Origin of the sequence: Thalassotalea sp. G20_0, from assembly GCF_017744175.1 — a bacterium.
GTDB lineage: Bacteria > Pseudomonadota > Gammaproteobacteria > Pseudomonadales > Endozoicomonadaceae > Endozoicomonas.
In genome coordinates this window covers 19798-30950 of sequence record NZ_JAGHQV010000054.1, presented here as the reverse complement: position 1 = coordinate 30950, position 11153 = coordinate 19798, and the positions used below count along the sequence as shown (strand labels likewise).

Sequence of the window (11153 nt, the reverse complement as noted above, 5' to 3'; positions counted from 1 at the left end):
GCGCAAACAGCGATGAACATAATCTCTGCCAGAATATGTGTTGTTTTCTTGGGATCACGAGGGTCGGTGAGGGTGCTGAATTTAGAGAACAGGGATTTTGCAGACATAGATAAGCAGGAAAAAGGAGGTATTTTGCACTTTTTTAGCCTGCTTGTCTGTTCAAAAAATGCTCATGTTTTTGCCGTGATGTCTACCCTAAGAACTATCGCTAAGCTCTGTAAGGCAGTTGGCCAAATGGAATTGTATATTTCTGGCTAAGTGGGCAGTTACTATGCAAGGCACAACGCAACGAGCATAGCCTTAGCTATTCCAAGGCTGATTAATCCAACCCATGCCAGCCACTCTGGGTTCTTTGTCATTTTGATGGTCAATTATTGAAAGGTAGAATGGGCGATCAAAATCAAAGTTGAGACATTCTTTAAGAGGCGTATAACAACATTCGTATGCAAGCATACCTGACGCTGCGGCCACATCCGCTCCTTTTTCATTAATATTCAGTGCTGCATTATGCGTACCGATGACTCCAGCTTCCGGGTATGCTGTTGTAAATTGATAGTCGAATTTTAATTTTGGGAGCGTTAGCTTCGCTTCCTCATTTTTTGTTTTTCCCAGGATAGACGATAGACCATTTGACAAAACCCGATTGAGATCTTCGCTATTGTGATTGGGGTCCTCTGGTGGTGGTAAAACAAGCACCGCTTTCATTCCTGTTTCTTCAACAGGAACAGCTACAAAATCATAGCCTTCTGAATTAGTGTGTGTTACAGAGTTGTTATGATAGCTACTTTTCATCCACTGAATTTCCGGGTGGGTTGTATTTTTCCATGTCATTGCTGAACTATCTACATCATCCATCAACTCAAAAGGTTCTACCCATGAAACATGTTGAAATAACCAAGTGACCAAGCGAAAGATAAGGGCTGGATCTTCCAGATTTCTGGGATCAAGAAAATCAGTAATCATGCCTTGAGTATCTTCTGCAATTCGCGCATTGAGTTCTGCTGTAGCCCGTGCATAACCCTTCTGTATTAACTCTACACTGGTTGTATGTGGAATCTGGAGTTGTTCCAGGGTTTTGTCAACATGTTCTTTTTTTGACTGAATATGTATGCCTCCTACGGTGTTCTTAATATTGGGTCGAGTTTGACCAGACCCGATAGCACTTCCATTTAAGCCAGCCTCATTCAATACTCTGGCGGTGATTGCCTCTGTTGTATTGACCAAGAGAGGTGAAGTAACCACGTTAACTGATCGATTAGGTAATAGTACCTTAACAAATTGTCGTACATCACACTGAAGACCTTCAAAAGAAGGTGTAACGGTTTCTGGTACTATCTTATGAATACCTGAGGAACCCATCGGTTGTGGAGAATATAAAGCGTTTGTATCGGTTGCAAGATATTGAGGGCTATTATTGGTGGCAAGCGCTGAATTTTGCATTTTGGTTCAAAACTCCAGACTAAATATTTATTGTTTGAATCTACGTATTGTCTTACATTCAAAAACGCCAAGATAAGAGTAATCAAGAATAGAAGGCATTATGATTCTGTAAATTATTATTTAAACAAAATATTATAAATTGCTTCTGCCCATGGGCTTTGATCTTGAGACGTCAGACAGCACTGTCACCTTTTGCTCCTTTGCCCCTCGTATAACCAGCGTCTTTTTAACGCCAGGCCCGAGGTAACTGTCAAAAATAGGTCTTCAGATTTACTTCTTTGTTTTTGTAAATCACCGCCTGATTCCAACGGAACTGTCTAACCACCTGTGGGTAGTGGGTCAAACCTGAGATTGTTATTTTCTGCTAAAATGCGGCATATGACGCTTTTACAACTTAAGTAGTTGGTCAAATGGAATCGTATATTTCTGGCTAAGTGGGCAGTTACTATGCAAGGCACAACGAAGGGAGCATAGCCTTAGCTATGTGACCGGAGTTGTAACGCAGCAGAGTGACCGTCCACTTAGTCAGAAAATATGATTTCATTTGGTTAACTACTTAGATACATTAAAAAAAGAGGAAGGATTGGTTCAAGTCAATCCTAATATTCAGAAAACGAATCTTGGGGATCGGTTATACATGTAGGCCTTGTCTGCCAAGAGGCTGAACTGGATGAGCAATGGGTCCTTTGTTCATGATAAATCAAATCAGCGTTGGCTCTGGTATGCCGTTGACCACTTTACCAATACCGTTTTGGCTTATGTTTTTGGTAAACGAAATGATGAAGTTTTTAAAAAGCTGAAAGAACTTCTCGAATCATTTGGAATTAAGAAATTTTATACGGATGACTGGGGAGCTTATGATCGCCATCTTGATAAAATACACATCACATATAGTTGGAAAGAAAAACACCAAGAAAATAGAACGAAAAAATCTCAACTTTAGAACTTGGATCAAGCGTTTGGCCAGAAAGACAATATGCTTTTCAAAATTGGAGAAATGCATGATACCCTAATTGGCTTATTAATTAATAAAGTCGGATTTGGCATTGATACTCATGGAATATAACAGGTTTAGCCCACTACCAAGTCGATATAATCCTGAAAACTGGCAAGTATGGAAATACCATCCCCACCCCTGTTCCCCAAGCAGCCGGGTTGCCTCTTCAAGCAGCTCTTGATGAAGGTTGCTATGGTGAGTAATACCAATTCCGGCTTCTATTAGGAAACTAAATATATGAACCCCATGATTGAGCTTGCATCCTGCACAGAAGCTGTAAGCAACATCACACTACCATACAACCTTATCTTAGAGGCCAGGTTTAAAGGCTATAAGATTAGCGTTGTGCCCAAAGTATCCGACATATCATATATTCGAGAATATTTTCATTCCAAAAATATAAAAGTCTCAGCTATTAAATATGCGAAGAAAGCATTAAAAAAAATAGATACAGCTAAAAACTTTAACAAAAGAGTTATTGAACTTATTGATATTAGTAATGCTACCACAGCTGCTTATCTATCATTTAAAATTAATCATGAATCAATATCTATTGAACTTTTATCGGTAAAAAAATCCTATCAAGGTAATGGACTTGGAAAGTTGTTGATGAAATCAATTATTGAAGTTGCGGTGTCCAGGAAAGTTCCTGTCATAGTCTTGAATAGCGACTACGATGCCATTTCATTTTATGAAAAATTTGGATTTGAAAAAGTTAAAGCAGGAGAATCTGAACCACTGATGAAATTAGCAACTCCTGTGCGAGATTATTTACGGCAAGAGAGCCTGGAACACTATAATCTGATCTGCCTGGATAAGCAGTTATTATCGCCAATTCCATATAAAAAGGTTTGACAAAACCGGGGACGGAAAGAAAACCGACACCGGACCGTCTTACACCTCATACTGCGCCATATCGGGCGCACTATTTTTGATCTCCACTGCCAAAATAATAATGAACATTTCTTTGTGCATCATGGAAATATACTTTTCTTATACCGTTGCCGCTGCCAATATCATCTCTACTGCACTGTCCGACATGGCATCAATGGAGTTTCTATCCAGGTAAATACCATCGTTCAATAAACGACTCATACCGTGCAACATGCTCCAGCTCACCTGGGCAAGGCGCAGACCATCGATATCTTTTGAAAACTTACCCTTATCCTGCCAGCTGCGGATCAGGTCGACATAGTGCTGAAAGCAGGCAAAAGAGGCCGCTCTCAGACTCTCTGTTGGTTCACCATTTTTCCAGACCGGACGACCAAACATCAGGTCATACTCCTCAGGATACTGCCAGGAAAGATCCAGATAAGCATGGACAAAAGCTTTTAACCAGCCATTCATGTCCCCTGACTGCTCATGCTTCTGTTGCGCAAAGTGTGCCTGCCACTTCTCAAACCCCTGCTCGGCGATGGCACAGAGCAGCGCATTCTTATCTTTAAAATGATGATAAGCCGCCGTTCTGGAGACCCCTACCCGTTCCGCCAGCGCGCGCATAGAAACGCCATCCACACCCTGCTCCCCGATCATCCGGGTTGCCTCTTCGAGCAGCTCCTGGTGAAGGTTGCCATGGTGGTAGGATTTTCTGCCAGTCATATGTCGTTTAATGCCCGTGCGCTGTCTAATACAAAATGGTGCAGTCCAGAGACAATACAAATTATCTTGACAGTGTCAAAATACCATTTTATCTTGACAGCGTCTAGATGAGGCGTCGAATCACAAGAAGGATTATAAAATGACTACTCCCTACCCACATCTTCTGGCACCGCTGGATCTGGGTTTCACCACACTGAAAAACCGGGTTTTGATGGGCTCCATGCATACCAGCCTGGAAGAACAGCCCAACGGTTTTGAACGACTGGCGGCTTATTTTGCCGAACGCGCAGCCGGCGGTGTGGGACTCATTGTAACGGGCGGTATCGCGCCGAACCAGGAGAGCGGGGGTATGCCGGGTGCTGCCACCATGGAAACCATGGATGATGTTAAGCACCACCAGCTGGTTACAGACGCCGTGCATAAGGCTGGCGGAAAAATCTGTATGCAGATCCTGCATACCGGTCGTTATGCCTACCACCCAAAATGCATTGCTCCCAGTGCCATTCAGGCTCCTATCAATCCTTTCAAGCCTAAAGAACTGACCTCTGAAGAGGTGGACGAGCAGATCGAGAGCTTTGTCAACTCTGCGGCCCTGGCAAAAGAAGCAGGCTATGATGGCGTGGAAATCATGGGGTCTGAAGGGTACTTCATCAACCAGTTCATTGCCAATCGCACCAACCAGCGACAGGACGAATGGGGTGGAGAATACCGTCAGCGCATTCGCCTGCCGGTAGCCATGGTGAGACAGACCCGGGAAAGAGTAGGCCCGGACTTCATCATTATTTACCGCCTCTCCATGCTGGATCTGGTTGAGGGCGGCAGTAGCTGGGATGAAATCGTTGAACTGGCCAGAGAGATTGAGCAGGCGGGTGCCACCATTATTAATACCGGCATTGGCTGGCACGAAGCCCGTGTCCCCACCATCGCAACGATGGTACCAAGAGCAGCTTTCACCTGGGTAACCGCAAAAATTCGCAACGAAATCAATATCCCGGTCATCACCTCCAACCGGATCAACATGCCGGAAACCGCAGAAGAAGTTCTGGCCCGTGGTGATGCAGACATGGTGTCCATGGCCCGCCCTATGCTGGCTGATGCCGAATGGGTGAACAAGGCGGCGGAAGGCAGAGCCGATGAAATCAATACCTGCATTGGCTGCAACCAGGCCTGCCTTGATCATGTCTTTTATATGAAACCCGTCAGCTGTCTGGTAAATCCCAGGGCGTGCCATGAAACCGAGCTGAACTATCTGCCAACCAGTACACCCAAGAAGCTGGCCGTGGTGGGCGCAGGTCCTGCTGGCATGGCATTTGCCACCACAGCAGCCTATCGTGGTCACAACGTCACACTGTTTGACGCGGCGGACAAAATTGGCGGGCAGTTCAATATCGCGAAAACCGTACCCGGCAAGGAAGAATTTGAAGAGACCCTTCGCTACTTCAAACGACAGATCGAGCTGACCGGCGTCGAGCTGAAGCTCAACCACAAAGTAACGGCAGAAGAGCTGGAAAACAGTGACTTTGACGAAGTCATCATCGCCACAGGTATCACCCCCAGAAATCTGGAGCTGGAAGGTATTGATCACGCCAAGGTCCTGAGTTACCTGGATGTGTTCAAGGGAGCACCTGTGGGCAACAAAGTAGCCGTTATCGGCGCTGGCGGTATTGGTTTTGATTTATGCGAACTGATTACCCAGGAAGGCCCATCCAGCAGTCTTGATATTCCGGCCTTTATGAAAGAGTGGGGCGTGGATATGACACTGGAAAATCGCGGTGGCCTGCTGGCCGAAAGCGAGCACCCAAAACCCTCCAGGGAAGTCTTTTTACTGCAGAGAAAAAAGAGCAAGCCCGGTAAAAACCTCGGCAAAACCACCGGCTGGATTCACCGCTCATCACTGGCTAACCGGGGGGTGCGCATGGTACCAGCCTGTGAGTACCATAAGGTGGATGATCAGGGCCTGCACCTGTCCATTGCCGGGGAACCCCAGGTGCTTGATGTGGATAGCGTTGTTATCTGCGCAGGCCAGGAGCCCATGCGCGAGCTTGCTGATAGCATCAGCGGTAAGACCGTGCACCTGATTGGCGGAGCGGATGTGGCTGCTGAGCTGGATGCCAAGCGGGCAATTAACCAGGGCTGCCGACTGGCCGCTGACATTTGATACTGCCACTTAACCAGAAAAGGGGGCTCGCCCCCCTTTATGATCTCGGCCTCAAGTAAACCTGACCCGAATTGCTATTATTTCTATATGTGTTTGACATAAATATTGAATGGGTTGTAGTGGGGAGGAACTTTTATAATAAAGGGTGGTCTTAAGCTGTAATTCTTTAATTTGATAATTCAATGGATCACTACAATAAATTACCGCCCTTCCATATTGCGTTTTCCGGACTTAATTTGACTTCGGTTCAACAAACGTACCAGCATGACAAAAATGAACAGCATCCCACCTATCAAGGTATACCTGTCCAGACACTGAAATATCCTTTTCCTGTTTATGTCAGGCCAGAATCAACGGAATCTTCCGAGTTTGGTGAAGCTCTGCCCCTTCCCAATGAAGGGGCATGCACTTCTGGATTGGACAAAACGAGCAAAACCAAATACGCCGCACCCATTAAAGGTAAGGAAAGCAAAGACAAATGCATCGCAAAAGCTAAGCATAGGGCGGCCCAGGCCAGATACGCCGCATCCAAAAAAGGCCAGGCAAACAGAGCCAGGTACCTTGCATCCGATAATGGCAAGGTGAGCCAGGCCAAATACACCGCATCCAAAAAAGGCAAGGCGGTCAGGGCCATATACAATGCATCCGATCAGGGCAAGGCAAGCAAGGCCAAATACGAAGCATCCGAAAAGGGCCTGGCGACCATAGCCAGATACAATGCATCCGATAGTCGCAAGGCGAGCCAGGCCAAATACAGAGCATCCGAAAAGGGCCAGGCGGCCAAGGCCAGAAAACTGGTCAGGTACGCCTTATCCAGGGAAAAAAGGATTTCCCAGTCCATAAAAAATGCAAGATCATAAGCCTATCGATCAGCCATAAATAAAGGCTTTAGTGAACAAGTAGCGAGGGAAAAAGAGTCAGCTACTACGACAAAAAAAGCAGGGTTATCATCAACGTCCTTCATCACTGCTCAGTTATCAGACTGAAGGAATATTTACAATGCCATTCGAGCCCTTTGACCCTGAGTGGTTAACAGGCAAAGTAAAGAAATAGTTTCAGTTAACTGACTGATGACTGGATTGCGAAAGGCTGGGAACTTCTATAAAAAATAGCGGTCTTGAAATATATTTAAATGCTACAATTTCTCAATGCACAGTTCACCAATCATAAATGATGTTTCTTTTTGTTCGAACGCTTGTGATTCGATACAGTGGAAAGATTTAACTCCGAGCCCAGCTGCACCTTCAATTCATGAGCCAGGCATATCTGGTCATTCCGTGAAACAGGTATTTGATAAAACCATTCCTTTATATCTTACAAAGGATACAACATACCAGGTTATATTAACCCCTCAACACTCATTAACTGAATTTTCTATTTCTCATATTTCACCTAATATCGATGATTTATTTCCTGAATTATCACAGAGCACTGACAATCAATTTTTATTTAATTCTGATGACAAATCTATCAATGATGGATTGACAACCATAGATTCAACATCATTAAATCAATGTCAATTATCTCATAATTTAATATCTTCGAAACCACCCCTTCCCCTTAACCAATTAACCCATACAGAGGCTTACAAAAATATAATTTCAGACATGACAATATATGAATTTTGGAGAATAAATGATAGAAAGAGATTAAATAGGATATCTGCAAAAAGAAACCGAGACAATATAGAAAACCACATACAAGAAATGGAATCAAAGCTAAATTCACGACAAATCGCATCAATCAAGTCAATTTGCCGAAAAAACATCAACAATATTAAAGAATTTGATACAATTAGAGATTATCTTGAGCGCAACCAGAAAAATAACAAACTGGTAAAAAAATACGGCATTGAAAAATTATCCAATTTAATAATGGATACTAAAAGAATAACAATCAACTCAATTGACATAAATGATTTAAATAGATTCAAACTTTTAAAAAAGAAGGCTAGAAATTTATACTCTTCAACAAAATCAAGACTTTTCAAATCTGAATACATAAAAAAATTGGAATCTGCTACTAAAGCCAATCCCACTCCCACCCCTGGATTTCAAACACCAAGCTAAAAGAACTGCCTAGTTTCACCCGTTAAATCCATTCCCTCATAGATTTAAACACCAACAATCCGATGACAACCATTCTTCTGCAAATTTTGAATTTTAAATTACCATGATTAATAAATACAGCTAATATCTATTCTTATTTGATATAGAATCGGATAAATTATTTAAGGAAGGAACTTTTATAAAAAGAGATGATCAAGGGTTATATTTCAATAATGCAATAATTCAATGGATAACTTTAATAACTGTTCTCCATTCAACTTCGATCTTTCTGATTCCTTCTCCTACTCACTGAATTTAACAGAACAAACGTATCAGTTTGATAGCGAACAACAGCCAATGCATTCAGGTATGTTTATACAGGCAGTGGACACCCTTTTTTCTGTTTACACTTACGATAACCAGACAGAAAACCAACAAACTAATGCTGATCCTCTTAACTCATTGCTCAAATATGATATTTCTGCTTTAACATCAACTAATCCAGAAGGCTCTTTCGGATCCGCAAGACCATTTAACTGATCTTCCTGTTGGACTCTCAAACCCACAAAATATACAACCAGCAGCTGCTGATAACCCTCTCAACCTTTACCACAATAAGATCACCTGCGCCGAGCACAACGAGCAAAAAAGAACACCCGACAATAATCCTGCTTCTGCCGGGTGCGACAGGGTTCGCCAAAAAAAACGCAAACAGAATAATCCTGCTGAAAGAGAGGAACTTTTACCGGTGATGTGGGTCTTAAACTACCATTCAATAATTCAATGACTTAATGGATATCCCTGCTCATTTAGTTCAGTCAAGTACAGTTTCAGGTAGCTTTCATAACTTACCTGGACCAGGCTCATCAGTCCAAGCCTATTCCCGTGATGTTAGAGAAGCTTACAATGTTCTGCGTACTATCCGTTGCCATGAAACCACTGGAGACGACCATCAGCAGACAGTGGTGCCTTTTCACAATCCATTTAACGATTCACGGTTTGAAAAAAGATCAATAGTCATCGTTAACAGCCATACTAAAAAAGATCGACAACCTGACGTAACCGTTAGAAATAAACGCTATGACAATCATCCTGGCACCTCATATAAGTTTGGCAATCAACCTTTTTCGATCCAGTCTATTTTAGGTTTGGAGCAGGCAGCTTCACAAAACCCACAGGTTTTGTATAACAATCTTCATCAACCTGCAGAAATTTTTAATACAACAGAACCAGTTATGATTATTCAACCTCAACTGGCAACGAACTCATCCAGTGCTTCCACGGTCAAAAGTACTCTTCAGGTGTCTGATGCCAGAGTTAAATGCGAAGCATCCGATAAACGCAAGGAGGCCAAAGCCAGGGCTTCAGCTAAATACAGGGCATCCGAAAAATGCAGGCAGGCCAGTGCCAGATTAGAAGCATCCCCTAAACGAAAGGCATACAAAGCCCAATACAACAGATCCGCTCAAGCCAAGAAGGCCAGAGCCAAATACGCAGCATCCCCTAGAGGCAAGGAGACCAGAGCCAGAGCCAGAGCTAAATACGAAGCATCCCGTAAAGGCAAGGAGACCAGAGCCAGAACCAAATACGAAGCATCCAATAAACACAAGGAGACCAGAATCAAAATAGATACAAGATCAAATCCATCTTTCCCTGAGTAACTGGTCAGCTTTCAAAGAGCTTTGCATTGCTATCAGGAATAGACGTAAAAAATTACTACTCCAGGTTGACATAAGTATTGAATGTGTATCAGGGATGAACTTTTATCACGAATATCAGTCTTAATTTATAATTCAGTAATTTAATAATTCAATGAACTACCACAACAGCATACCTTCGCACAACCCTGCTTTTTCTGGCTTTTATTTCGACTCTTTAAATTTAATAGAACAACCTTATCCTGTTGAACAACTGTCAATCTATCAAGGCAGGTCTGTTATCAGGCTGGACAATCCTTTTCCTGTTTACCATAGCCAATCAGCCGTACTCCCGAATAATGAAAATTTTTTAAAATTATTGACTGAACATAATATTGACTCTCAATTAATTCATGACACGGCAAACCTCCTCAGAACTGATCTTGAAGAGATACCTCAATCAGTTCTTGATGAATATGTACCATGCCATCCTGCTTATGAACGAACTAATAATCCACCATCATCAATAACAGAGGCATGCTTACCGGGGAGTGTGCCTGAGATCAGGGAGCCAACTACAATTAGCTATTGGAATCCAGATTATCAATTATTCAACCCCCAAGATTTTCAGCCTATTGCTGTAGTTAACACACCAAACCTGATCCAAACGACAATTGCCCCTCTCCACCAGACAGAAGAAATAACTGAGGGTAACGCTGCAATAATTAAGCACCAAAGTGAACTTCGCGAAAAGACTGCTTTCCAGCCCTATAATTTTCCTCCGCGGCAGCACAACCGGGAAGCCCCTGATTACGCCGAGTACCAAAAACTTCTCAATGGTCCCACTTGCATAGAGCACCAAAGGAGCCGTTACCAGAATGATCCGGCTTATGCTGCGCGCCAGAGGCAGGGCCAAAGGAACCGCTATAAGACGATTCGCAAAGACCATTCTTTCCGTGAGCGTGAAAGGGAGCGTATAAGGCAGCTTCGCCGAAACCCTGAATACGCTGAACGAGAAAGGGTGCGCCGAAGGGAGCGCTACAATAATGATAAGGTTTATGCAGCGCGCGAAAGGGCGCGCCAAAGGGCGCAATACAAGAATGATCACGATTTTGCAGAACGCCGCAAGAAGAAACAAAGGGAGTATCAAAGGAAGCGCTACCATAATGATCCCGATTTTGCAGCATACAAAAGGGAGCGCCAAAGGAACTACGATAGAGCGCGCAAAGAAAAAGCAAAAAAGGAAGTGAAACCAGGATAATCATTCTTACCCT

11 protein-coding genes are annotated in these 11153 nt (G+C 43.3%); 9 read left to right on the top strand and 2 right to left on the bottom strand.

Going from position 1 to position 11153, the window contains the following annotated elements; translation table 11 throughout:
- Positions 1 to 300: 300 nt before the first annotated feature.
- On the bottom strand, positions 301 to 1440 hold the full coding sequence (locus J7438_RS21795) for a serpin family protein (protein ID WP_209278212.1): 1140 nt from the start codon (positions 1438 to 1440) through the stop codon (positions 301 to 303).
- Positions 1441 to 2110: 670 nt separating this feature from the next.
- Here J7438_RS21795 and J7438_RS21790 point away from each other — a divergent pair.
- The 3 genes from J7438_RS21790 (at position 2111) to J7438_RS21785 (ending at position 3292) form a co-directional block, all read left to right on the top strand.
- Positions 2111 to 2383 (top strand): IS1 family transposase, encoded by a 273-nt coding sequence (locus J7438_RS21790; RefSeq protein WP_209278211.1) that lies wholly within the window; start codon positions 2111 to 2113, stop codon positions 2381 to 2383.
- Entirely contained in the window at positions 2331 to 2453 is a 123-nt protein-coding gene (locus tag J7438_RS28460) for an IS1 family transposase (RefSeq protein WP_353620173.1), read from the top strand. Before J7438_RS21790 ends, J7438_RS28460 begins: the two co-directional genes overlap by 53 nt.
- Before the next feature lie 230 nt (positions 2454 to 2683).
- The gene (locus J7438_RS21785; RefSeq protein WP_209278210.1) at positions 2684 to 3292 is read left to right on the top strand and encodes a GNAT family N-acetyltransferase; all 609 of its coding nucleotides are present in this window, start codon (positions 2684 to 2686) and stop codon (positions 3290 to 3292) included.
- A gap of 138 nt (positions 3293 to 3430) precedes the next feature.
- On the opposite strand, the gene J7438_RS21780 is transcribed toward J7438_RS21785, so the two are convergent.
- Positions 3431 to 4036, bottom strand: coding sequence for a TetR/AcrR family transcriptional regulator (locus J7438_RS21780; RefSeq protein ID WP_209202345.1), 606 nt, complete (start codon positions 4034 to 4036; stop codon positions 3431 to 3433).
- A 139-nt stretch (positions 4037 to 4175) separates the two neighbouring features.
- Here J7438_RS21780 and J7438_RS21775 point away from each other — a divergent pair, with 139 nt between their 5' ends.
- The 6 genes from J7438_RS21775 to J7438_RS21750 all read left to right on the top strand — a co-directional run bounded on the left by J7438_RS21775 (position 4176) and on the right by J7438_RS21750 (position 11140).
- Complete coding sequence (locus J7438_RS21775; RefSeq protein WP_209278209.1) at positions 4176 to 6194, top strand: NADPH-dependent 2,4-dienoyl-CoA reductase; 2019 nt, start codon at positions 4176 to 4178, stop codon at positions 6192 to 6194.
- A 182-nt stretch (positions 6195 to 6376) separates the two neighbouring features.
- Positions 6377 to 7054, top strand: coding sequence for a hypothetical protein (locus J7438_RS21770; RefSeq protein WP_209278208.1), 678 nt, complete (start codon positions 6377 to 6379; stop codon positions 7052 to 7054).
- Positions 7055 to 7342: 288 nt separating this feature from the next.
- Complete coding sequence (locus tag J7438_RS21765; protein WP_209278207.1) at positions 7343 to 8263, top strand: hypothetical protein; 921 nt, start codon at positions 7343 to 7345, stop codon at positions 8261 to 8263.
- A gap of 225 nt (positions 8264 to 8488) precedes the next feature.
- Positions 8489 to 8782 carry a hypothetical protein gene (locus J7438_RS21760; protein WP_209278206.1) on the top strand — a complete coding sequence of 98 codons (294 nt, stop codon included), beginning with the start codon at positions 8489 to 8491 and terminating at the stop codon, positions 8780 to 8782.
- Between the two features lie 695 nt (positions 8783 to 9477).
- Positions 9478 to 9903 (top strand): hypothetical protein, encoded by a 426-nt coding sequence (locus tag J7438_RS21755; protein WP_209278205.1) that lies wholly within the window; start codon positions 9478 to 9480, stop codon positions 9901 to 9903.
- A 529-nt stretch (positions 9904 to 10432) separates the two neighbouring features.
- Positions 10433 to 11140: a hypothetical protein gene (locus J7438_RS21750; protein ID WP_209278204.1), complete on the top strand. Its 708-nt coding sequence runs from the start codon at positions 10433 to 10435 to the stop codon at positions 11138 to 11140.
- The last annotated feature ends 13 nt before the right edge of the window (positions 11141 to 11153 follow it).

Coding starts and splice junctions, on each gene's coding strand:
- J7438_RS21795 (WP_209278212.1), bottom strand. CDS start 1,440: ATGCAAAATTCAGCGCTTGCCACCAATAATAGCCCTCAATATCTTGCA.
- J7438_RS21790 (WP_209278211.1), top strand. CDS start 2,111: ATGAGCAATGGGTCCTTTGTTCATGATAAATCAAATCAGCGTTGGCTC.
- J7438_RS21785 (WP_209278210.1), top strand. CDS start 2,684: ATGATTGAGCTTGCATCCTGCACAGAAGCTGTAAGCAACATCACACTA.
- J7438_RS21780 (WP_209202345.1), bottom strand. CDS start 4,036: ATGACTGGCAGAAAATCCTACCACCATGGCAACCTTCACCAGGAGCTG.
- J7438_RS21775 (WP_209278209.1), top strand. CDS start 4,176: ATGACTACTCCCTACCCACATCTTCTGGCACCGCTGGATCTGGGTTTC.
- J7438_RS21770 (WP_209278208.1), top strand. CDS start 6,377: ATGGATCACTACAATAAATTACCGCCCTTCCATATTGCGTTTTCCGGA.
- J7438_RS21765 (WP_209278207.1), top strand. CDS start 7,343: ATGCACAGTTCACCAATCATAAATGATGTTTCTTTTTGTTCGAACGCT.
- J7438_RS21760 (WP_209278206.1), top strand. CDS start 8,489: ATGGATAACTTTAATAACTGTTCTCCATTCAACTTCGATCTTTCTGAT.
- J7438_RS21755 (WP_209278205.1), top strand. CDS start 9,478: ATGATTATTCAACCTCAACTGGCAACGAACTCATCCAGTGCTTCCACG.